Origin of the sequence: Pantoea eucalypti (assembly GCF_009646115.1) — a bacterium.
GTDB classification, from domain to species: domain Bacteria; phylum Pseudomonadota; class Gammaproteobacteria; order Enterobacterales; family Enterobacteriaceae; genus Pantoea; species Pantoea eucalypti.
Map to the genome: position 1 here is coordinate 341,506 of NZ_CP045720.1, position 20,917 is coordinate 362,422.

Here is a 20,917-nt window from a genome sequence, read left to right on the forward strand (position 1 = left end):
TCGTTCCATCGACAGACCAATCCTCTGCCGCGTCGGCAGAGGATTTTCCCGTTCTCATGCAGGTCTTCACTATGTCCGAGCAGTTTCTTTATTTCATTCAGCAGATGCTTAACGGGGTCACTCTCGGCAGCACCTACGCGCTGATCGCCATTGGTTACACCATGGTTTACGGCATTATCGGCATGATCAACTTCGCCCACGGCGAAGTCTATATGATCGGCAGCTATGTCTCTTTTATCGTGATTGCCGCCCTGATGATGATGGGTATCGACACGGGCTGGCTGATGATTGCCGCTGGCTTCGTGATGGCGATACTGATCTCCAGCGCCTACGGCTGGAGCATAGAGCGCGTCGCCTATAAGCCGGTGCGATCGTCGAAGCGTCTGATCGCACTGATCTCCGCCATCGGCATGTCGATCTTTCTGCAAAACTACGTCAGCCTGACGCAGGGTTCACGCGACCTGGCGCTGCCGAGCCTGATCACCGGACAGTGGACGGTAGGCGAGAGCAACGGTTTTGCCGCCACAATTTCTACCATGCAGGTTGTGATCTGGGTGGTGACGTTCCTGGCGATGCTGGCGCTGACCACCTTTATCCGTTATTCCCGCATGGGCCGCGCCTGTCGCGCCTGCGCTGAAGACCTGAAAATGGCCAGCCTGCTGGGAATTAACACCGACCGCGTCATCTCGCTGACCTTTGTGATTGGTGCTGCCATGGCGGCGGTAGCGGGCGTGCTGCTGGGCCAGTTCTACGGCTCCATCAACCCCTTCATCGGCTTTATGGCGGGCATGAAAGCCTTTACCGCTGCCGTGCTGGGCGGCATTGGCAGTATTCCGGGCGCGATGATTGGCGGCCTGGTTCTGGGCATTGCTGAAGCACTGACCTCCGCATATCTCAGCACGGAATACAAAGATGTGGTGTCGTTTGCTCTGCTGATCGTGGTGTTGCTGGTAATGCCGACCGGGATTCTGGGTCGCCCGGAGGTTGAGAAAGTATGAAATCTTCCTTTATCAACGCGCTGCTCTCTTCTGTCATGCTGCTGGTGCTGGCCAGCTTCTTTATGGGCATGCGTCTCGGCCTCGACGGCACCCGACTGGTGGTGCAGAGCGCGGGTGACGTGCGCTGGAACTGGATTTTCGTCGGCTGTGCCGTGGTCTTTCTGTTTCAGCTGCTGCGTCCGTTCTGGCAGCGCGGTCTGAAAAAGATTTCCGGTCCGGCGCTGGTGCTGCCTGGCATCGACGGCTCAACGCCGAAGCAGAAGCTGTTTATGCTGGCGCTGATCCTGGTCGCTGTGGCCTGGCCCTTTTTCGTGTCGCGCGGCACGGTAGACATCGCCACGCTGACGCTGATCTACGTGATGCTCGGTCTGGGCCTGAATGTGGTGGTCGGCCTGTCGGGGCTGCTGGTGCTCGGCTATGGTGGCTTCTATGCCATTGGCGCTTACACCTTTGCTCTTCTGAACCACTATTTTGGTCTCGGCTTCTGGGAGTGTCTGCCGCTGGCGGGCATTGTCTCGGCGCTGTTCGGGCTGCTGCTCGGCTTTCCGGTGCTGCGCCTGCGCGGAGACTATCTGGCGATCGTCACGCTGGGCTTCGGCGAGATTGTGCGTATTTTGCTGCTGAATAACACGGCGATTACCGGCGGTCCCAACGGCATTGCGCAGATCCCCAAACCGTCACTGTTCGGCCTTGAGTTTGGCCGCAAAGTCTCTGAAGGGGGCTGGAACACCTTCCACGATTTCTTTGGCCTGAAATACGATCCCAGCGACCGCGTGATTTATCTCTACCTGGTGGCGCTGCTGCTGGTGGTGCTGACGCTGTTCGTGATCAACCGGCTGCTGCGGATGCCGCTGGGCCGTGCCTGGGAAGCATTGCGTGAGGATGAGATTGCCTGCCGTTCACTGGGCCTGAGCCCGACCCGCATCAAGCTGACCGCCTTTACCATCAGTGCCGCGTTTGCTGGTTTCGCGGGCACGCTGTTTGCTGCGCGCCAGGGCTTTGTCAGCCCGGAGTCCTTTACCTTTGTCGAATCGGCTTTTGTGCTGGCGATTGTGGTTTTGGGCGGAATGGGTTCGCAGTTTGCAGTGATTCTGGCGGCCATTCTGCTGGTGGTGTCGCGCGAGCTGATGCGTGATCTGAATGAATACAGCATGCTGGTGCTGGGTGGCCTGATGGTGCTGATGATGATCTGGCGTCCGCAGGGATTATTGCCGATGAAGCGTCCGCATCTGAAGCTCAGAACCGGTAAAAAAGGAGAGCAGGCATGATCCAGCCTTTATTAGCCGTTGAAGGCCTGATGATGCGCTTCGGCGGTTTGTTAGCCGTGAACAATGTGGCGCTGGAGCTGCGTCCGCAGGAGATCGTTTCGCTGATTGGCCCTAACGGTGCCGGTAAAACCACCGTGTTTAACTGCCTGACCGGTTTTTATAAGCCCACTGGCGGCACGATTAAACTGCGTGAACAGCATCTGGAAGGATTGACGGGTCAGAAGATTGCGCAGATGGGCATTGTGCGTACTTTCCAGCATGTGCGTCTGTTCCGTGAGATGACGGTAATTGAAAACCTGCTGGTCGCTCAGCATCAGCATCTGAAAAGCGGCGTGTTTTCCGGCCTGCTGAAAACACCTGCGTTTCGCCGTAGTGAGAGCGAGGCGCTGGATCGCGCGGCGACCTGGCTGGAGCGGGTCGGTCTGCTGGAGCTGGCTAACCGTCAGGCGGGCAATCTGGCCTATGGTCAGCAGCGTCGGCTGGAGATTGCACGCTGCATGGTGACGCGCCCGGAGATCCTGATGCTGGATGAACCGGCAGCAGGCCTTAACCCTAAAGAGACCCACGAGCTGGATGCGCTGATTGCGGAGCTGCGTGGCGAACATAAGGTATCAGTGCTGCTGATTGAACATGATATGAAGCTGGTGATGGGCATTTCTGACCGTATTTATGTGGTTAATCAGGGAACGCCGCTGGCTAACGGAACGCCGGAAGAGATTCGTAATAATCCGGATGTCATCCGTGCCTATTTAGGAGAGGCCTGAGATGGCAAATGCGATGTTAACCATTGAGAACGTCAGCGCCCACTACGGCAAAATTCAGGCGCTGCACAATGTCAGCCTCTATATCAATCAGGGTGAAATCGTTACCCTGATTGGCGCTAACGGCGCCGGAAAAACCACGCTGCTGGGTACGCTGTGCGGTGAGCCACGCGCCACGCAGGGCACCATTACCTTTGATGGCAAAGCCATCACCGACTGGCAAACGGCGCGCATTATGCGTGAAGCGATTGCCATCGTGCCGGAAGGCCGGCGGGTGTTTTCACGCATGACGGTGGAAGAGAACCTGGCGATGGGCGGTTTTTTTGCCAGCCGTCCGGATTATCTGACGCGGATCAAACGCGTTTATGAACTCTTCCCGCGTCTGGAAGAGCGTAAAATCCAGCGCGCTGGCACCATGTCAGGCGGCGAACAGCAGATGCTGGCAATTGGCCGTGCACTGATGAGCCAGCCGCGACTGCTGCTGCTGGATGAGCCGTCACTGGGGCTGGCACCGATCATTATTCAGCAGATCTTCGACACTATTGAGCAACTGCGTAGCGAGGGGATGACGATCTTCCTGGTGGAGCAGAATGCGAACCAGGCGCTGAAGCTGGCGGACAGGGGCTATGTGCTGGAGAACGGGCATGTGGTGCTCGAAGACACAGGTGCAGCGCTACTCTCCAACGAAGCCGTCCGCAGCGCTTACCTCGGCGCTTAAGGTTTAGAGGCCTGGCTTACTTGCCATTTCGACACCGGGCAGTGCTCGCATTCCTCACGTACTTCAGTACGCTCCGGATGCTGTGCGCTGGCCGGTGCCGAACTGCCTGCGACGCCGACGGCCTTGAGTGTCGGTGTGGGTGGTGGTGCCGACGGCCTTCAAATTTGCCTGAAAGTAGGGGCAAGTTCTGCCATTGCCAGAGGCCGTTGCAGCTTCTGGTAATAAATTCGACGTAATAATGATGTATAGCAGCTCAGGTTGCTGACAAACTCAAATCAGGTGAATCTGGCCGCAACACATAAACTTAACGCGCAGGGAACACGGGCAGAAGAGGAAAGCGTCCCGCGCCATGGACGGTGCGGGCCGAGCGTGTCATGGATGACGGATTTTGCGTCTTTCCGATCTGACCGTGTTCTCTGCGCAGGGCACAGTCTTAAAGCAAGCCAGACTTTGTCAACAATCTCAACAATAGTTAGCTGCTCCGCTTTTCCTCTTTTTCGCCTGTCATCCGGCTGTCATCTCCCTGTTATTAATCCGTCATTTCCCCGTGTCATGTTACTTCGCGAAACAGAAATCCGTGATTTCACGCGTATTTACCTGCACAGGAAAATTCTATGTCCGTCGTTACCTTTCGTCGTAGCCTGATGAGCGCGCTGCTCGGTCTGATGCTCAGCAGCCATGCCATGGCCGCCACTGAGATCCCTTTCTGGCACTCCATGGAAGGCGAGCTTGGCAAAGAAGTGGATTCGCTGGCACAGCGTTTTAACGAGACGCATCCCGATTACAAAATTGTTCCGACCTACAAAGGTAACTACGAGCAGAGCCTGGCAGCAGGGATTGCGGCCGTGCGCAGCGGCAAAGCGCCAGCGGTGCTGCAGGTCTATGAAGTCGGTACGGCGACCATGATGGCCTCAAAGGCGATTGTGCCGGTGCATCAGGTATTCAAAGACGCCGGCATTCCCTTCGATGAAAAACAGTTCGTGCCAACGGTGGCGGGCTACTACAGCGACAGCAAAGGTCAGCTGATCTCTCAGCCGTTCAACAGCTCGACGCCGGTGCTCTACTACAACAAAGACGCTTTTAAAAAAGCGGGCCTGAACCCGGACCAGCCGCCTAAAACCTGGCAGGAGCTGGCGACAGATGCCGCCGCACTGCGTAAATCGGGCATGAGCTGTGGCTACGCCAGCGGCTGGCAGGGCTGGATCCAGATTGAAAACTTCAGTGCCTGGCATGCTCTGCCGGTCGCGACGGAAAACAACGGATTTGACGGACTCGATGCGGTGCTGGAGTTCAACAAGCCGGTGCAGGTTCGTCATATCGAACTGCTGGAAGCGATGAACAAGAAAGGGGACTTCACCTACTTTGGCCGCAAAGATGAATCCACCGCCAAGTTCTACAACGGCGACTGCGGTATCACCACTGCCTCATCGGGTTCGCTGGCCGATATCCGTCACTACGCCAAATTCAACTTCGGCGTTGGCATGATGCCGTATGACGACACTGTACCGAATGCGCCGCAGAACGCCCTGATTGGCGGAGCCAGCCTGTGGGTAATGAAAGGCAAAGATGCAGCAACGTACAAAGGCGTAGCTGAGTTCATGCAGTTCCTGGCTAAACCGGAAATCGCTGCGGAATGGCACCAGAAAACCGGCTATCTGCCGATTACGACCGCCGCCTACGAGCTGACGAAACAGCAGGGCTTCTACGACAAAAATCCGGGTGCGGATATCGCGACCCGCCAGATGATGAACAAGCCGCCATTGCCCTTCACTAAAGGCATGCGTCTGGGCAACATGCCGCAGATTCGTACCGTGATCGACGAAGAGCTGGAAAGTGTCTGGACCGGCAAACAGTCGCCACAAAGCGCACTGGATAACGCCGTGAAACGCGGCAACGAGCTGTTGCGCCGCTTTCAGCAGCAGGTGAAGTAATCTCTTCCTGCGGGCCCGCTCAGGCTGGCCCGCTCTTTCTGACGCCAGGTATGCCATGTCTTCATCCCGTCCGGTCTTTCGCACCAGCCTGTTGCCCTATCTTCTGGTACTGCCGCAACTGCTGATTACCGCCATCTTCTTTCTCTGGCCTGCGGGTGAAGCGTTGTGGTACTCGCTGCAAAGCCTCGATCCCTTTGGCATCTCCAGCAGCTTTGTCGGGCTGGAAAATTTCAGACGGCTATTTGCCGATCCTTACTATCTCGATTCGTTCTGGACTACCATCAAATTCAGCGGCATGGTCACGGTGTTCGGCATGGTCTTCTCGCTGCTGCTGGCGGCGCTGGTGGATTATGTGGTACGACTCCGCCGCCTCTATCAGACCCTGCTGCTGCTGCCTTACGCCGTTGCGCCGGTGGTGGCTGCGGTGCTGTGGATGTTTCTGTTTAACCCTGGCCTGGGTCTGTTCAGCTACCTGCTGAACCACGTCGGCTACAACTGGAACTTCGCGCAGAACAGCGGTCAGGCGATGTTCCTGGTGGTGCTGGCCTCGATCTGGCAGCAGATGAGCTACAACTTCCTGTTTTTCTTTGCCGCACTGCAATCTATCCCTAAATCGCTGGTGGAAGCCGCTGCCATCGACGGAGCCGGACCGGTGCGTCGCTTCTTCAACCTCTCACTGCCGCTGATCACGCCGGTCAGCTTCTTCCTGCTGGTGGTGAACCTGATCTACGCCTTCTTCGATACCTTCCCGGTGATCGATGCCGCAACCGGCGGCGGGCCGGTGCAGGCGACCACCACGCTGATCTACAAAATCTATCGCGAAGGCTTTACCGGTCTGGATCTCTCCTCTTCCGCGGCGCAGTCGGTGGTGCTGATGTTGCTGGTGATCGGGCTGACGGTGCTTCAGTTCCGCTTTGTTGAACGTAAGGTGCAATACCAATGATTGAGAATCGACGCGGGCTGGATATCTTCAGCCACATCGTGCTGGTGCTGGGCGTGCTCACTATCCTCTTTCCGCTCTATGTCGCCTTTGTGGCGGCAACGCTGGATAACGAGGCGGTCTATCAGGTGCCGATGACCCTGGTGCCCGGCACGCACCTGTGGGAGAACATCTCGCGCATCTGGACGCAGGGCGTCAACGGCAGCGGACCAGCGTTTGGCCTGATGCTGCTCAACAGCATGATCATGGCGCTGGGTATCACCTTCGGCAAAATTACCGTCTCAATGCTGTCGGCGTTTGCGCTGGTCTGGTTTCGCTTTCCGCTGCGCACGCTCTTTTTCTGGCTGATCTTCATCACCCTGATGTTGCCGGTTGAAGTGCGTATCTTCCCCACGGTGCAGGTGATAGCCGACCTTAATATGCTCGACAGCTACAGCGGATTAACTCTGCCGCTGATGGCGTCGGCCACCGCGACTTTCCTGTTCCGTCAGTTTTTTATGTCGCTGCCGGATGAGCTGGTAGAAGCGGCGCGTATCGACGGTGCCAGCGCAATGCGCTTCTTTATCGACATTGTTCTGCCGCTGTCGAAAACCAATCTGGCGGCGCTGTTTGTCATCACCTTTATCTACGGCTGGAACCAGTATCTCTGGCCGCTGCTGATCATCAATGACGCCAGCCTCGGCACAGCGGTGGCGGGGATCAAAAGTATGATCTCCACCAGTGGATCGCCGACCCAGTGGAATGAAGTGATGGCGGCAATGTTATTAACCCTGATCCCGCCGCTGGTGGTGGTGTTAGTCATGCAGCGTGCCTTTGTGCGCGGTCTGGTTGAGAGTGAGAAATAAGATGGCAGGCGTAACCCTTCAGGCAGTAACCAAGTCCTACGATGGCAAAAATCAGATCATTCAGCCGCTGAACGTCACCATCAATGACGGCGAGTTTATGGTGATGGTGGGGCCATCCGGCTGCGGTAAATCGACGCTGCTGCGCATGGTAGCCGGACTGGAGCGCGTCAGCTCCGGTGATATCTACATCGACAACCGGCGCGTCACTCAGGAAGAGCCAAAAGATCGCGGCATTGCGATGGTGTTCCAGAATTACGCGCTTTATCCCCACATGTCGGTGGAGGAGAACATGGCCTATGGCCTGAAAATCCGCGGCATGGGCAAAGAGCAGATTCGCCAGCGGGTGCTGGACGCAGCGCGCAGCCTGGAATTGGATCACCTGCTGATGCGTCGGCCTCGCGAACTCTCGGGCGGTCAGCGCCAGCGCGTGGCGATGGGACGCGCCATCGTACGTGAACCGGCGGTGTTTCTGTTCGATGAGCCGCTGTCGAATCTTGATGCCCGCCTGCGGGTGCAGATGCGGCTGGAGCTGCAGCAGCTGCACCGCCGCTTACAGACCACCAGTCTCTATGTGACGCACGATCAGGTCGAGGCGATGACGCTGGCACAGCGGGTGATGGTGATGAACAAAGGCGTGGTCGAGCAGCTTGGCACGCCGGTCGACGTATATGAACGTCCGGCCAGCCAGTTTGTGGCCTCGTTTATCGGTGCGCCCGCCATGAACCTGCTGAAAGGACAGTTCAGCAGTGACGGCTCGCGCTTCCAGCTTGATGCCTCACACGCGCTGCCACTCAGCGACACAAAAGCGAAATGGGCTAACCGCCCGGTGGTGCTGGGCATCCGGCCAGAGCATATTCAACTCAGTAGCCGCGAGCAGGGCGGCGTGCCTTTGCGGGTCGATACACTGGAGATGCTGGGTGCCGATAATCTGGCACATGGTCGCATCGGGGAGACGCCACTGGTGGTACGCTTAGCCCACAGCGAACGGCCGCAGCCAGGCAGTACGCTGTGGCTGCATCTGCCGTCAGATGCGTTACACTTCTTCGATTCAACCCATGGAAAGCGTCTGGAATGAGCACACAACACTGGCCTTATCCCCGCATCGTCGCTCATCGCGGCGGCGGTAAACTGGCACCGGAAAATACCCTGGCAGCCATCGACACGGGTGCGAAATATGGCCATCAAATGATTGAGTTTGATGCCAAATTATCAATGGATGCCCAAATCTTCCTGCTGCATGACGACACACTGGATCGCACCAGCAACGGCTGGGGCGTGGCAGGTCAGTTGCCCTGGGAGAAGCTGTCGCAGCTCGATGCAGGCAGCTGGTTTGACAAGGCGTTTACCGGCGAGAAGCTGGCGCGGCTGGATGAGGTGGCAGCACGCTGCCGTCAGCATCAGATGATGGCAAACATCGAAATCAAACCGACCACCGGCAGTGATGCCGAAACCGGACGTGCGGTGGCGCAGGCAGCCGCAATCCTGTGGCAGGGACAGACCGCGCCGTTGCTCTCTTCATTCTCGTTTGAGGCGCTGGAGGCAGCAATGCAGGCCGAACCACAACTGCCGCGTGGTCTGTTGTCGCACAGCTGGGATCCCGAGTGGCAGGCAAAAACAACAGCGCTGGCCTGCGTCTCGATCCATCTGAATCACAAGGTGCTGACCGCTGAGCGGGTCGCCGAACTGAAAGCGGCCGGACTGAAAATTCTGGTTTATACCGTGAACAACCCGGATCGGGCGCGGGAATTGCTGAAATGGGGCGTCGATGCCATCTGTACTGACAGCATCGACATCATTGGCCCCGATTTTCATTAGTTCTGGTTTTGATTCTGCTGGCCCGGCTGCGAGGTAATAACCCGCTGCTGGGCGCTATTTCGCTGTTCCTGCATTTTGCGCTGCATATCCTGCGTCTGACGCTGCTGATCCTGGCGCAGCTTCAGCTGCTGCTGCTGCTGATCGGTCTGCATCTGCGACTGCATCCGCTGCTGGCTCGGGTTATAGCCCGGTTTATTGGGATCATTGGTGCTGTTGAGCGTGTTCGCCTGGCTGGCGAATGGCAGCAGGGCCGCTAAAACAATTATCCACTTTTTCATCACTCCTCCTTCCGTAAACGCGACAGGGTTTTGGGTGCACAATCGCGCACCCCGATATCAGGGTCGCATCCATAAGTTTACCCGATATCACAGACCTTACTTTCAGATGTATTCCTGATTTGACTTAACCCCGGTTATTTTGCTGTATTTGTAGAGACTTGCAGAAATGATAAAAAAATGTAAATAACTATACGGGATGGTGGCAGGATGAAAATGCAGCAAACAGTGCGTCAGCTTAGCTGGTCGCTGGTGATGAGTTTCACCGTGGTGGCAGGGGCGAACGCCGCACCCACTCAGGCACCGCCGGTCTCTTACGGCGTGGACAGTGACACCTTTCATCCGGTAAAAGCGCAGCACGGCATGGTGGCGTCGGTGGATGCGATGGCAACCCAGGTCGGCGTGGAGATCCTGCGTCAGGGCGGGAATGCAGTGGATGCCGCGGTCGCTGTGGGCTTTGCGCTGGCCGTGACCCATCCGCAGGCAGGCAATCTGGGCGGCGGCGGGTTTATGCTGCTGCGCACCGCATCGGGACGCGCGACGGCTATTGATTTCCGTGAAATGGCACCGGGCCACGCGTCGCGCGATATGTTCCTGGATAAGCAGGGTAATGCCGACAGTAAGCTGTCGCTGACATCACATCTTGCCTCAGGTACGCCGGGCACTGTGGCCGGACTGGCGCTGGCTGCGCAGAAATATGGCACCCTGCCGCTGAGCACTCTGCTGGCACCGGCGATCAAACTGGCGCGTGACGGTATTCCGGTCAATGACGCACTGGCGGATGACCTGAAAACCTACGGCAAAGAGGTCCTGATTACCCATCCCAACAGCAAAGCGATCTTCTATAAACCGGACGGCACGCCGTGGCAGAAGGGTGACCGGCTGGTGCAGAAGAACCTGGCGCACAGCCTGCAATTGATTGCCCGTCAGGGACCGGATGCCTTTTACAAAGGTGAAATTGCAGATGAGATCGCCGGAGAGATGGCGCAACACGGCGGCCTGATCAACAAAGCTGATCTGGCAGCCTATCGCGCGGTCGAGCGTAAGCCCGTCAGCGGGACATACCGTGGCTATGAAGTCTTCTCAATGCCGCCTCCGTCATCCGGTGGTGTCCATATCGTGCAGATTCTGAATATCCTGGAGAACTTCGATCTGGCGAAGATGGGCTTTGGCAGTGCAGACGCCATGCAGGTGATGGCTGAAGCGGAAAAATATGCCTACGCGGACCGCTCGGAATATCTCGGCGATCCCGATTTCGTGAAGGTACCGTGGCAGGCGCTGACCAGTAAAGCCTATGCTAAAAGCCTGGCACAGCAGATCGATGTGGCGAAAGCGCGGCCTTCCAGTGAGATCAAACCCGGCAAGCTCGAACCTTATGAAAGCAATCAGACGACCCATTTCTCGGTGGTCGACAAGCAGGGAAATGCGGTTGCGGTGACTTACACGCTGAACACCTATTTCGGCAGCGGAATTGTGGCGGGCAAAAGCGGCATCCTGATGAATAACGAGATGGATGACTTCTCTGCCAAGCCAGGCACGCCAAATGTCTACGGACTGGTGGGCGGTGAGGCGAATGCGGTGCAACCGGCGAAGCGTCCGTTGTCATCGATGTCACCGACCATCGTCGCCAAAGGCGGCAAAACCTGGCTGGTCACCGGCAGTCCTGGCGGCAGCCGCATTATCACTACGGTGTTGCAGATGGTGGTAAATAGTATCGATTTCGGGATGAATGTGGCGGAAGCCACTAATGCGCCGCGCTTCCATCATCAGTGGCTGCCGGACCAGCTGCGAGTGGAGAAGGGCTTCAGTCCTGATACGTTGCGTCTGCTGGAAGCCAAAGGTCAGCATGTGAAGGTGCTGCCATCGATGGGCAGTACGCAGAGCATCATGATTGGGCCGGATGGCATGCTGTATGGCGCGTCTGATCCGCGTAGCATTGATGATTTGAGTGCGGGTTATTAATTTCCAGGACTGCTGACAAACCTAAACCCAGGTGAATCTGACAGCAATAAATAAGCTCAATGTGCAGGGAACTGGGTCAGAAGAGGAAAGCGTCCCGCGGCAGGACGGCGCGGGACGAGCGTGTCATGGATGACAGCTTTTGCGTCTTTCCGATCTGACCCTGTTTCCTGCGCAGGCGCTAACTGACAGCGAATCCTGGCAGGTTTATCAGCATAAAGGGCACCTTCGGTGCCCTTTATGCTTCCAATCGTCAGGCTTTAACCCGCGCCATATAATGCGCGTCGATCAGTTCACCGTGTCGCATAGCGAAGCCTTTAGCCGTTCCCTCAATCTCAAAACCGAAACGCTGATAAAGGGCGATGGCCGGGCCATTATCGACAAACACCGTCAGCTCCATCCGGCTCACCTGCAGCCAGTTGTCGCACAACGAGACCATCTCACGCATCAGCGCCGTGCCGACGCCGCGCTGCCGGTAGCGATCATCCACGCCCATCCCTAAAGAGGCAGCGTGACGGCGTCTTGCTCGCTCTTCTGTGTGCAGCGCACACTGACCAACAACCTCTTCGTCGATACAGGCGACCAGCAGATGCGCATTGGGCTGAGGCGTAGCGAGACGGGTATGCCACATCTGCAGGGATGCGTGAGGCAGATGCAATGTGCTGGCCTGAGTATCTGGCTGACCATAAATTCTGTGCAGTGCAGCGGCATCTTCTGGCGTAACGTGGCGGATAACGATGTCACTCATGTGCTCTCCTTTTGCCGATAAAAACCCTTTAAACATCAAGGTATTCACCACAATAATCAAGCGAAAAAAACGTGAAAACAGCTTTACAGATACGAATGATAATGATTATTATTGTCATGCGTTCCCGGGCAGTCATCGACAGTCTGAGAAAGCACGACATTGCTCACATTGCTTCCAGTATTATTTAGCCAGCTTATCCGCTGGCTTTTTTTTGCCTGCCACTCACTGACTGGAAAAGAGAGGCGGTAAGCTCACTCATCATTTGGTTTTAAGCCGGTAATATGAGCCTGACCGACAGCGGAACAGGTTTCCCTTTTCGCCCCTTTTCAGACATAGCCATAATTCAATAAAAATAAAGCCTGAAGGTTATATTTCATCGCTTACGTTGTTAATAAATAACTTACTTTGATGCAGGTGCTGTTATTTTAAAATTATCTTCTTTATTTGCCGGCGGGTTTACTCAATAATTTATTCTGTATATCCCGCAATGAGATATTGCTATGCGTTTTAATACTCTTTCCGATGGCGCAATAATTGCTGAATTGTGCTGCAGAATTAAAGAAACCCGTATGCAGCTTGGGATCTCTCAGATTGAACTGGCTGAACGTGCACGCGTTGGTACGGCCACCATTAAACGGGCAGAGTTAGGTGAGTCCGTTACGCTGAGCACCTTAATAGGAATATTGCGGGGTCTTGGACGGTTGCATCAGCTGGAGTCCATTTTGTCCGATTCTCATATGCGAACCTTTAATGCGCAGTTTACCGACTCGCCACCTGCACGTATTCGCATCCGAAAAAAACAGCGCAGCCAGTCACCGGCGGCGAATAACACTGAAGCTGTTGCTGAGCAGTCTGTCAGCGCAACGATAAATGAGTGGTACACCTCCTCTGAAATGCGGAGTATGGTCTGGTCCAGTCTGCCCCGCGAAAACGAATCAAAATAATCCTGCTCAAAGCCCATCTTCAGCAAAACCGGAGCAATGAAGAAACCGCCAGCCTCACAGCCAGCGGTTTTCAGATCGTTACGATTCACATATCGCCACTTTGATCGCCAGACCGCCGCGGGCGGTTTCACGGTATTTGGCGTTCATGTCTTTGCCGGTTTCAAACATGGTTTCGATAATCTTATCCAGTGACACTTTGGGATCGCTGGTGCGGTACATCGCCATACTGGTTGAGTTAATGGCTTTGACGGCAGCAATCGCATTCCGCTCAATACAGGGCACCTGGACCTGACCCGCTACGGGATCGCAGGTCAGACCAAGATTATGCTCCATGCCAATTTCAGCGGCGATGCAGACTTTCTCCGCATCGGCCCCCAGCAGTTCAGCCAGTCCCGCCGCCGCCATGGAACAGGCCACGCCGACCTCTCCCTGACAGCCGACTTCAGCGCCAGAAATCGACGCATTCATCTTATAAAGAATGCCGATTGCGCCTGCTGTGAGGAAATAGCGCATATAGAGTTCAGGCGTTACCGGCTTGATGAAGCGATCATAATAAGTCAGTACCGCCGGAATAATCCCGCATGCGCCATTGGTGGGTGCGGTGACCACACGTCCTCCAGCGGCATTCTCTTCACTCACTGCCATCGCGAACATATTCACCCAATCCATGGCACTCAGGGGATTAATGGACTGGCTCAGTGGCGCCAGGATGCGATGCAGGGAAGAAGCCCGCCGTGGCACCTTCAGCGGACCGGGTAAGACGCCCTCAGTGCTGATGCCACGTGTTATCGCATTGCGCATGGTTTGCCACAGTTGTGCCATGTTCTCTTCGACCTCACGGCGACCATGACGCGCTATCTCGTTCTTCATCATGACGGCCGAAACCGAAAGGTTATTGCTATGGCAATGTGCCAGCAGGTTACGGGCGGAATAGAAGGGGAAGGGAATATCGATTTCGCTATCCAGGCTTTTACCAAAATCGTCTTCGGTGACAATAAAGCCGCCTCCGACAGAATAATAGGTCTGGGTGTAAACGCTTTTTCCATCACAAAAGGCGGTTATGCTCATGCCATTTTCATGTAACGGCAGAAACTCGCTGTGAAAGCGTATGCACTCTGCCACCGGGAAGGCAATCTCCCGGTGCCCTTCTTCGATACGTAACTGTTGCTGCGTATTCACATCGCGAATGATGGCGGGGATCTGATCGATATTTACCGTGTCAGGCAGATAACCACTCAGGCCGAGAATAATCGCAATATCTGTATGGTGGCCTTTTCCCGTCAGGGAAAGAGAGCCATAAATATCCACGACCAGCCGGCTCACACTATCCAGCAGGCCTTTTTCCTTTAGCGTATCAACAAAATGTTTACCCGCTTTCATGGGGCCCACCGTATGCGAACTGGATGGCCCGATGCTGATTTTAAAAATATCGAAAACGCTAATCATGATTCACCCATGCGGATTGCAATATGAAAGAGGCGCTGACCAGTATGGCAAGCGACGGCATCAGTTAAGTAAAGAAAAGGCGATGGCGGAGATAGCAATCAGGCCAATGATGACGACGAAAAGATTGCTCAAATGACCGCTATATTTACGCATCGCCGGGACTTTATTAATGGCGTACATCGGCATCAGGAACAGGATCATGGCGATAACCGGTCCGCCCAGGGTTTCAATCATGCCCAGAATGCTGGGGTTTAGGGTGGCGACAATCCAGGTGGTGATCAGCATAAAAAGGGCGGTGATGCGGTTCAGTTTATTGATTTCTATCGACTTGCCTTTGCTGCGAAGCGATTTGATCACCATGCCATTGAAACCTTCACGCGCCCCCAGATAGTGGCCGAGAAAAGATTTGGTGATCGCGATAATTGCGATGATGGGGGCCATCCAGGCAATTAACGGCGCGTTAAAATGGTTAGCGAGGTAGGAAAGGATAGAAATATTCTGCGCCTTTGCCTCCGCCAGGTGTTCCGGAGAGAGACTCAGCACACAACTGAAAACGAAAAACATGACGGTGAGCACCATCATGATATGAGCACAGGCCAGAATGCGTGAACATTTTGACGCCGCCTGATCGCCGTACTCCTGACGCTTGGCTACTGCAAATGATGAAATAATGGGAGAATGATTAAAGGAGAAGACCATGACGGGAATAGCCAGCCATAGTGTGAGCCATAATCCGCTACCGGTCGTTTCAGAACCCCTCATTGAGAGCGTATCCAGAATAGCGCCGTTCCATTGTGGAATCAGATACAGCGCGAGCAGCATCAGTGCGGCCACGAACGGAAACACCAGAATACTCATCGCCTTCACGATAGCTTTTTCGCCGAAGCGTACGATAGCCATCATGCCGACAATAAGAATGAAAGCCAGTACCGCACGCGGCGGCGATATCAGATGAAGCTGGTGAGTGAGAAAACTGTCGACGGTGTTGGTAATCGCGACGCTATACACCAGCAGGATAGGGTATATAGCAAAAAAGTAGAGCAGAGTGATGAGTTTTCCCGCGCCGATACCAAAATGTTCTTCCACCACTTCAGTAATATCTCCCCCCGGATTTTTGCCGGAAAGAACAAAACGGGTGAGCCCGCGATGGGCAAAGAATGTCATCGGAAAAGCCAGCACAGCCATAATGATTAACGGCAGCAAACCGCCAGTGCCTGCATTTATCGGCAAAAACAAAACGCCAGCACCAATTGCAGTTCCATATAATCCCAGCATCCAGACGGTATCACTTCTTCTCCAGCGTGGCGTTTCATCTGATATCAGCGTATTTTGAACGGCATCCATAATCGGGCTCCTGATAATAATTTAAAATAAAATGAATCGGAGGGTGTTTAAAACGAAAGGTTTTTATTTATCGGCTATTTTAGTGGGATTTATGAAGGTGGGTTATTTACGGCGATCACATTCTTTAATTTACAGGTGAAGTTTTAAAGCATCAAAAGTAATACCTTATTGACTCTATTTTTTAAGGTATCATTTTTAATGCGTTAATCACGTTGTGTGTGTCAAATCCAGAGGCTAAATTAGCCTGGGATGATGACACGGAAAATAAAGTAACCGCGGATTATCCGGCTTTCATTATTTTACGGGTTTATCAGATTAACCTTTATTTCAGGCTTTCCCTTAATATCTTTCATTCCTGCATCACCTCCTTTTCCTTCGATCTGTTTCAGTGAGAAGCCCGATTTTGTTCAACGAATTTGAACAGAGAAGTGAAGTTTTTCAGCTATCAATCATACCGCCTCGGGAACACACTATAAAAAACATTGAGGAGAATTAAACATGATCTATGTACGCAAAGCTGAAGAACGCGGTCACGCAAACCATGGCTGGCTGGATAGCTGGCATACCTTCTCTTTCGCCAGCTATCACGATGCGAACTTCATGGGTTTCTCCGCGCTGCGTGTCATCAATGAAGATGTGATCGATGGTGGTCAGGGGTTTGGCACCCATCCTCATAAAGATATGGAAATCCTGACCTACGTGCTTTCCGGTACCGTTGAGCATCAGGACAGCATGGGTAACAAAGAGCAGATCCCGGCAGGGGAGTTCCAGATCATGAGCGCCGGCACGGGTGTACGTCACTCTGAGTACAACGCCAGTGAAAGCGAGCCATTGCACCTTTATCAGATCTGGATCATTCCTGAGCGTACCGGCATTGAGCCACGCTACGATCAGCGCCGCTTCCCGGATGTTACAGGGCGTCAGCTGGTGTTAAGCCCGGATGCCCGTGAAGGGTCGCTGAAAGTTTATCAGGACATGACCTTATCGCGCTGGGTACTGGCTGCTGGTGAGCAGGACAATGTCGCCGTTGAGGCAGGACGTCGTATCTGGATTCAGGTGGTCAAAGGCAATGTGACTGTTAACGGTAACGCGGTGACAACCAGTGACGCCCTGGCGATCTGGGACGAAAGCGCGCTGACGATTGAAGCCAGCACGGCTGCAGAAGTCCTGCTGTTTGATCTGCCACCGGTCTAAGCAGATTACGGGCGCGCATCATCGCGCCCGGTTGGCAATTTTGTGACAGAAAAGTGATAGACTCATCGTACTTTAGCTTTCAGGGCGATCCCAGGCGCTACGATGAAGAAGAAAAGACCGGTATTACAGGATGTTGCCGATCGCGTCGGCATTACTAAAATGACCGTCAGCCGTTACCTGCGTAATCCTGAGCAGGTCTCTGTTGCCCTGCGGGACAAGATTGCAGTGGCACTGGATGAGCTGGGTTATATCCCCAATCGCGCCCCCGATATGCTTTCTAACGCCACCAGTCGCGCCATTGGCGTGCTGCTGCCGTCACTCACCAACCAGGTTTTCGCCGACGTATTGCGCGGCATTGAAGCCGTCACCGACGAAGCGAACTATCAGACGCTGGTCGCCCACTTTGGTTACAACCCGCAAAAAGAGGAGCGGCAACTGCGCTCGCTGCTGGGCTGGAACATCGATGGCGTGATTCTCACCGAACGTACCCATACGCCAGGCACGCTGCGCATGCTGGAAGTGGCCGGTATTCCGGTGATAGAGATGATGGACAGCGTCACACCCTGCCTGGATATGGCCGTCGGCTTTGATAACGTTGAAGCAGCCCGGCAGATGACGCGGACTATCCTGAGTAAAGGCCATCGTCACACTGTCTACCTCGGCGCACGCCTTGATGAACGTACGTTGCAGAAGCAGCAGGGTTATGAAATCGCCATGCGCGAAGCGGGACTGACGCCACGCAGCGTGATGATGGAAGAGGCTTCTTCATTCAGCGCCGGTGGCGATCTGCTGCGTGAGGCGCAGCGTCTTTATCCTGAAACGGATAGCCTGTTCTGTACCAATGACGATCTGGCGGTCGGGGCGATGTTTGAGTGCCAGCGGCAGGGATTACAGGTGCCCTCGCAGATGGCCATTGCCGGTTTCCACGGCCATGACATCAGCCAGGTGGTGACGCCACAACTGGCGACCGTGCTCACGCCACGTGACCGCATGGGGCGTGAAGCGGCGACGCGGCTACTGGCGCGCATTGCCGGTGAAAGCAGCGATAATCGGCTGCTGGATGTCGGTTTTGAAATCAGTGAAGGTGGCAGCATCTGATTGTGGCGTTTTTATGAGTCAGCTCACACTTTCATGCTTTTCCTGGTAAAAAGGTTGCCAGGCTGTTAACCGGCCAGGAGAATGAGAAACGACATTGTTATCGGTAACATTGGCAAATTCTCACCTGCCGGAGCAGAAAAATGACAACGCAATCCCCGTCACATCACGTCTTCATCCTGATGGGCGTTTCAGGCAGCGGAAAGTCTGCCGTCGCCAACCAGGTTTCTCACCAGCTCAACACGGCCTTTCTTGACGGTGATTTTCTCCACCCGCGTGCCAACATCCTGAAAATGGCCGATGGTCATCCACTGGATGACAGCGATCGTCAGCCGTGGTTACAGGCGCTGAACGATGCCGCGTTTGCCATGCAGCGCACCCAGGCGATCTCTATCATTGTCTGTTCAGCCCTGAAGAAAAGTTATCGCGACATTCTGCGTCAGGGAAATGACAACCTGCGTTTTGTTTACCTGAAAGGCGATTTCGACACTATCGAAGCCCGTCTGAAAGCGCGTAAAGGCCACTTCTTCAAGCCGCAGATGCTGGTAACTCAGTTTGCCACGCTGGAAGAGCCAGGCAGCGATGAGTCGGATGTACTGGTGGTGGATATCGCGCATTCACTGGACGATGTGGTGGCAGCTACGGTTGCCACTATCCAGGACGCTATCAGCCAGGGTTAGAGATGAATACCGCAACACTCGTTTTGACCGCAGCAGGCTCTGTCCTGCTGCTGCTTTTTCTGGTGATGAAGGCGCGCATGCACGCTTTTGTCGCGCTGATGTTAGTCTCCATTGGTGCCGGACTTTTCTCCGGCATGCCACTCAACAAAATCGCGGAAACCATGCAAAAGGGGATGGGCGGCACGCTCGGTTTCCTTGCCATTGTGGTTGCGCTGGGCGCGATGTTCGGCAAAATCCTGCATGAAACCGGCGCCGTCGATCAGATTGCTATCCGGATGCTGAAAACCTTTGGTCAGAGTCGTGCCCATTATGCGATGGGCATTGCCGGTCTGATCTGCGCGCTGCCGCTCTTCTTTGAAGTTGCCGTGGTGCTGCTGATCAGCATCGCGTTTGCGGTGGCGCGGCGTACCGGCGGCAATCTGGTGAAACTGGTGATCCCGCTGTTTGCGGGCGTTGCGGCGTCGGCGGCCTTCCTGCTGCCCGGACCGGCCCCGATGCTGCTGGCCTCGCAGATGCACGCGGACTTTGGCTGGATGATCCTGCTGGGTCTGTGTGCGGCGATTCCCGGCATGCTGATTGCCGGGCCACTGTTTGGCAACTTTATCGGCAACCACGTCACGTTCAGCGCGCCGCCGGAAGATCATCAGCCGGATGTCGATGAGAGCAAGCTGCCGTCATTTGGTTTCAGCCTCTCACTGATCCTCTTCCCGCTGGTGCTGGTTGGCCTGAAAACCATCGGCGCACGCTTCACAACCGAAGGCACCACGCTGTATGAATGGCTGGAATTTATCGGCCATCCTTTCACTGCGATCCTGCTGGCGCTGCTGGTGGCGATTTATGGCCTGGCTTACCGTCAGGGTATGGATAAAGAGCGGGTGATGCAGGTGTGTGGCAGCGCGCTGCAACCGGCCGGGATTATCCTGCTGGTGATTGGCGCGGGCGGTGTGTTTAAGCAGGTACTGGTGGATTCTGGCGTCGGTCCGGTGCTGGGCAATGCGCTGACCGGCGCAGGACTGCCGATTGCGCTGGCCTGCTTTATCCTGTCGGGCGCGGTGCGGGTTATTCAGGGGTCGGCGACGGTCGCCTGTCTGACCACCGTCGGGCTAATCATGCCGGTGATTGAACCGCTGCACTACAGCGGTGCTCAGCTGGCAGCGCTGTCGATCTGCATCGGCGGTGGCTCAATCATTATCAGCCATGTGAACGATGCCGGCTTCTGGCTGTTTGGCCGCTTCACCGGGGCCAGCGAAGCGGAAACGCTGAAGACCTGGACGCTGATGGAGACCATTCTTGGCACTGTTGGCGCGGTGGTCGGGATGATTGCTTTCGAACTGCTTTCCTGACCAACCTGACGGGCTAACTGCCCGTCAGTTTTTTTCCCGCGAGCGGGGGAAGAGTAAAAAAGGGAACAGCAGATAAGGCGCTACTACCAAAAGGACAATGACGCCGGATGAATAGCCAGCGTCATTTATTCTTCTCACCCCGCAGGAAAAAACAGGCAAAATAAACAGCAGCAGCGCGATTAAGCCAATTTCATGCAATGGCCCGGTAAACCATTGCAGATAACTGCAGAACCAGGCCAGCTGGAACAGCAGGAAAATAAAATAGCTCGTCCTGCCTTCACGCCCTTGATAATTAAAGGTGCGCAAAAAACAGCTTTTGATGATCTGCAGCAGACTGTTCATGCCCATTTTCTTCTTATCAGAGCAAAAAGAACCAGCGTGATGGCGGCGGCAGATAAGTAAACCCAGGCAAAATCAGTAACGTCAACCTGCATCAGCTGCGCGTCATTCAGCGCCGCTTTCTGGCCCGGGAAGGATAGTACGGTCAGGCCCAACCTCATTACATTTCCCCCGCGTTTTCAGACGCTGCATCTAATTTTCGATACTGCCTGCCATGGATATCTCTTTTTGCGGCATTATATAAATATTATTATTCATTTCAATGCCGTAACGT

At 54.9% G+C, this 20,917-nt stretch carries 21 protein-coding genes; 15 read left to right on the top strand and 6 right to left on the bottom strand.

Going from position 1 to position 20,917, the window contains the following annotated elements; genetic code table 11:
* Positions 1-71 precede the first annotated feature (71 nt).
* From livH to ugpQ, 9 genes are all read left to right on the top strand, one after another.
* Positions 72-998: a high-affinity branched-chain amino acid ABC transporter permease LivH gene (gene livH / locus EE896_RS01570; RefSeq protein ID WP_008926292.1), complete on the top strand. Its 927-nt coding sequence runs from the start codon at positions 72-74 to the stop codon at positions 996-998.
* On the top strand, positions 995-2,266 hold the full coding sequence (locus EE896_RS01575; RefSeq protein ID WP_003852208.1) for a high-affinity branched-chain amino acid ABC transporter permease LivM: 1,272 nt from the start codon (positions 995-997) through the stop codon (positions 2,264-2,266). The genes livH and EE896_RS01575 overlap by 4 nt, the downstream gene beginning before the upstream one ends.
* Positions 2,263-3,030, top strand: coding sequence for a high-affinity branched-chain amino acid ABC transporter ATP-binding protein LivG (gene livG, locus EE896_RS01580; protein WP_003852209.1), 768 nt, complete (start codon positions 2,263-2,265; stop codon positions 3,028-3,030). Before EE896_RS01575 ends, livG begins: the two co-directional genes overlap by 4 nt.
* Position 3,031: 1 nt before the next feature.
* On the top strand, positions 3,032-3,745 hold the full coding sequence (gene livF, locus EE896_RS01585) for a high-affinity branched-chain amino acid ABC transporter ATP-binding protein LivF (RefSeq protein ID WP_008926291.1): 714 nt from the start codon (positions 3,032-3,034) through the stop codon (positions 3,743-3,745).
* A 614-nt stretch (positions 3,746-4,359) separates the two neighbouring features.
* Positions 4,360-5,676 carry a sn-glycerol-3-phosphate ABC transporter substrate-binding protein UgpB gene (ugpB, locus tag EE896_RS01590; protein WP_105099963.1) on the top strand — a complete coding sequence of 439 codons (1,317 nt, stop codon included), beginning with the start codon at positions 4,360-4,362 and terminating at the stop codon, positions 5,674-5,676.
* A 55-nt stretch (positions 5,677-5,731) separates the two neighbouring features.
* Entirely contained in the window at positions 5,732-6,619 is an 888-nt protein-coding gene (gene ugpA, locus EE896_RS01595; RefSeq protein ID WP_003852215.1) for a sn-glycerol-3-phosphate ABC transporter permease UgpA, read from the top strand.
* On the top strand, positions 6,616-7,461 hold the full coding sequence (ugpE, locus tag EE896_RS01600) for a sn-glycerol-3-phosphate ABC transporter permease UgpE (RefSeq protein WP_003852217.1): 846 nt from the start codon (positions 6,616-6,618) through the stop codon (positions 7,459-7,461). Before ugpA ends, ugpE begins: the two co-directional genes overlap by 4 nt.
* 1 nt (position 7,462) lies before the next feature.
* On the top strand, positions 7,463-8,536 hold the full coding sequence (locus EE896_RS01605) for a sn-glycerol-3-phosphate import ATP-binding protein UgpC (RefSeq protein ID WP_003852219.1): 1,074 nt from the start codon (positions 7,463-7,465) through the stop codon (positions 8,534-8,536).
* Entirely contained in the window at positions 8,533-9,276 is a 744-nt protein-coding gene (gene ugpQ, locus EE896_RS01610; RefSeq protein ID WP_003852221.1) for a glycerophosphodiester phosphodiesterase, read from the top strand. Before EE896_RS01605 ends, ugpQ begins: the two co-directional genes overlap by 4 nt.
* On the opposite strand, the gene EE896_RS01615 is transcribed toward ugpQ, so the two are convergent.
* Positions 9,273-9,554, bottom strand: coding sequence for a DUF2756 domain-containing protein (locus tag EE896_RS01615; protein ID WP_003852222.1), 282 nt, complete (start codon positions 9,552-9,554; stop codon positions 9,273-9,275). The two genes, ugpQ and EE896_RS01615, sit on opposite strands and share 4 nt — an antisense overlap.
* A 207-nt stretch (positions 9,555-9,761) precedes the next feature.
* Between EE896_RS01615 and ggt the strand changes: the two genes are divergently transcribed.
* Positions 9,762-11,513, top strand: coding sequence for a gamma-glutamyltransferase (ggt, locus tag EE896_RS01620; protein WP_140916352.1), 1,752 nt, complete (start codon positions 9,762-9,764; stop codon positions 11,511-11,513).
* Between the two features lie 250 nt (positions 11,514-11,763).
* On the opposite strand, the gene EE896_RS01625 is transcribed toward ggt, so the two are convergent.
* A complete protein-coding gene (locus tag EE896_RS01625) occupies positions 11,764-12,258 on the bottom strand; it encodes a GNAT family N-acetyltransferase (RefSeq protein WP_140916354.1) in 495 nt (164 codons plus the stop codon).
* Between the two features lie 500 nt (positions 12,259-12,758).
* On the opposite strand from EE896_RS01625, the gene EE896_RS01630 reads away from it, so the two are divergent.
* Complete coding sequence (locus EE896_RS01630; protein ID WP_003853070.1) at positions 12,759-13,202, top strand: helix-turn-helix domain-containing protein; 444 nt, start codon at positions 12,759-12,761, stop codon at positions 13,200-13,202.
* 78 nt (positions 13,203-13,280) lie between these two features.
* On the opposite strand, the gene EE896_RS01635 is transcribed toward EE896_RS01630, so the two are convergent.
* Together EE896_RS01635 and EE896_RS01640 are read right to left on the bottom strand one after the other, a co-directional pair.
* Positions 13,281-14,648: an L-serine ammonia-lyase gene (locus tag EE896_RS01635; protein WP_140916356.1), complete on the bottom strand. Its 1,368-nt coding sequence runs from the start codon at positions 14,646-14,648 to the stop codon at positions 13,281-13,283.
* A gap of 60 nt (positions 14,649-14,708) precedes the next feature.
* Positions 14,709-15,992, bottom strand: coding sequence for an HAAAP family serine/threonine permease (locus EE896_RS01640; protein ID WP_003853066.1), 1,284 nt, complete (start codon positions 15,990-15,992; stop codon positions 14,709-14,711).
* A gap of 498 nt (positions 15,993-16,490) precedes the next feature.
* On the opposite strand from EE896_RS01640, the gene EE896_RS01645 reads away from it, so the two are divergent.
* From EE896_RS01645 to gntU, 4 genes are all read left to right on the top strand, one after another.
* Complete coding sequence (locus EE896_RS01645; protein ID WP_003853063.1) at positions 16,491-17,186, top strand: pirin family protein; 696 nt, start codon at positions 16,491-16,493, stop codon at positions 17,184-17,186.
* Between the two features lie 102 nt (positions 17,187-17,288).
* Positions 17,289-18,284: a gluconate operon transcriptional repressor GntR gene (gntR, locus tag EE896_RS01650; RefSeq protein ID WP_003853061.1), complete on the top strand. Its 996-nt coding sequence runs from the start codon at positions 17,289-17,291 to the stop codon at positions 18,282-18,284.
* 140 nt (positions 18,285-18,424) lie between these two features.
* Positions 18,425-18,961, top strand: a complete 537-nt coding sequence (gene gntK, locus EE896_RS01655; protein ID WP_003853059.1) for a gluconokinase — start codon at positions 18,425-18,427, stop codon at positions 18,959-18,961.
* A 2-nt stretch (positions 18,962-18,963) separates the two neighbouring features.
* Positions 18,964-20,304 carry a gluconate transporter gene (gene gntU / locus EE896_RS01660; RefSeq protein ID WP_008926287.1) on the top strand — a complete coding sequence of 447 codons (1,341 nt, stop codon included), beginning with the start codon at positions 18,964-18,966 and terminating at the stop codon, positions 20,302-20,304.
* Positions 20,305-20,328: 24 nt separating this feature from the next.
* Here gntU and EE896_RS01665 read toward each other — a convergent pair whose 3' ends face one another.
* Both EE896_RS01665 and EE896_RS01670 read right to left on the bottom strand, forming a co-directional pair.
* Complete coding sequence (locus EE896_RS01665) at positions 20,329-20,646, bottom strand: DUF805 domain-containing protein (RefSeq protein ID WP_003853056.1); 318 nt, start codon at positions 20,644-20,646, stop codon at positions 20,329-20,331.
* Positions 20,643-20,804 (bottom strand): hypothetical protein, encoded by a 162-nt coding sequence (locus EE896_RS01670; protein ID WP_003853055.1) that lies wholly within the window; start codon positions 20,802-20,804, stop codon positions 20,643-20,645. The genes EE896_RS01665 and EE896_RS01670 overlap by 4 nt, the downstream gene beginning before the upstream one ends.
* Positions 20,805-20,917: the final 113 nt, after the last annotated feature.

Excerpts from the sequence above, each read along its gene's own strand:
- gntR (WP_003853061.1), top strand. The coding sequence starts at position 17,289 with ATGAAGAAGAAAAGACCGGTATTACAGGATGTTGCCGATCGCGTCGGC.
- gntK (WP_003853059.1), top strand. The coding sequence starts at position 18,425 with ATGACAACGCAATCCCCGTCACATCACGTCTTCATCCTGATGGGCGTT.
- EE896_RS01670 (WP_003853055.1), bottom strand. The coding sequence starts at position 20,804 with ATGAGGTTGGGCCTGACCGTACTATCCTTCCCGGGCCAGAAAGCGGCG.
- EE896_RS01645 (WP_003853063.1), top strand. The coding sequence starts at position 16,491 with ATGATCTATGTACGCAAAGCTGAAGAACGCGGTCACGCAAACCATGGC.
- EE896_RS01630 (WP_003853070.1), top strand. The coding sequence starts at position 12,759 with ATGCGTTTTAATACTCTTTCCGATGGCGCAATAATTGCTGAATTGTGC.
- EE896_RS01605 (WP_003852219.1), top strand. The coding sequence starts at position 7,463 with ATGGCAGGCGTAACCCTTCAGGCAGTAACCAAGTCCTACGATGGCAAA.
- EE896_RS01665 (WP_003853056.1), bottom strand. The coding sequence starts at position 20,646 with ATGAACAGTCTGCTGCAGATCATCAAAAGCTGTTTTTTGCGCACCTTT.
- EE896_RS01625 (WP_140916354.1), bottom strand. The coding sequence starts at position 12,258 with ATGAGTGACATCGTTATCCGCCACGTTACGCCAGAAGATGCCGCTGCA.
- ugpB (WP_105099963.1), top strand. The coding sequence starts at position 4,360 with ATGTCCGTCGTTACCTTTCGTCGTAGCCTGATGAGCGCGCTGCTCGGT.
- ugpE (WP_003852217.1), top strand. The coding sequence starts at position 6,616 with ATGATTGAGAATCGACGCGGGCTGGATATCTTCAGCCACATCGTGCTG.
- ugpA (WP_003852215.1), top strand. The coding sequence starts at position 5,732 with ATGTCTTCATCCCGTCCGGTCTTTCGCACCAGCCTGTTGCCCTATCTT.
- ggt (WP_140916352.1), top strand. The coding sequence starts at position 9,762 with ATGAAAATGCAGCAAACAGTGCGTCAGCTTAGCTGGTCGCTGGTGATG.
- livH (WP_008926292.1), top strand. The coding sequence starts at position 72 with ATGTCCGAGCAGTTTCTTTATTTCATTCAGCAGATGCTTAACGGGGTC.
- EE896_RS01575 (WP_003852208.1), top strand. The coding sequence starts at position 995 with ATGAAATCTTCCTTTATCAACGCGCTGCTCTCTTCTGTCATGCTGCTG.
- livF (WP_008926291.1), top strand. The coding sequence starts at position 3,032 with ATGGCAAATGCGATGTTAACCATTGAGAACGTCAGCGCCCACTACGGC.
- EE896_RS01640 (WP_003853066.1), bottom strand. The coding sequence starts at position 15,992 with ATGGATGCCGTTCAAAATACGCTGATATCAGATGAAACGCCACGCTGG.
- ugpQ (WP_003852221.1), top strand. The coding sequence starts at position 8,533 with ATGAGCACACAACACTGGCCTTATCCCCGCATCGTCGCTCATCGCGGC.
- gntU (WP_008926287.1), top strand. The coding sequence starts at position 18,964 with ATGAATACCGCAACACTCGTTTTGACCGCAGCAGGCTCTGTCCTGCTG.
- livG (WP_003852209.1), top strand. The coding sequence starts at position 2,263 with ATGATCCAGCCTTTATTAGCCGTTGAAGGCCTGATGATGCGCTTCGGC.
- EE896_RS01615 (WP_003852222.1), bottom strand. The coding sequence starts at position 9,554 with ATGAAAAAGTGGATAATTGTTTTAGCGGCCCTGCTGCCATTCGCCAGC.
- EE896_RS01635 (WP_140916356.1), bottom strand. The coding sequence starts at position 14,648 with ATGATTAGCGTTTTCGATATTTTTAAAATCAGCATCGGGCCATCCAGT.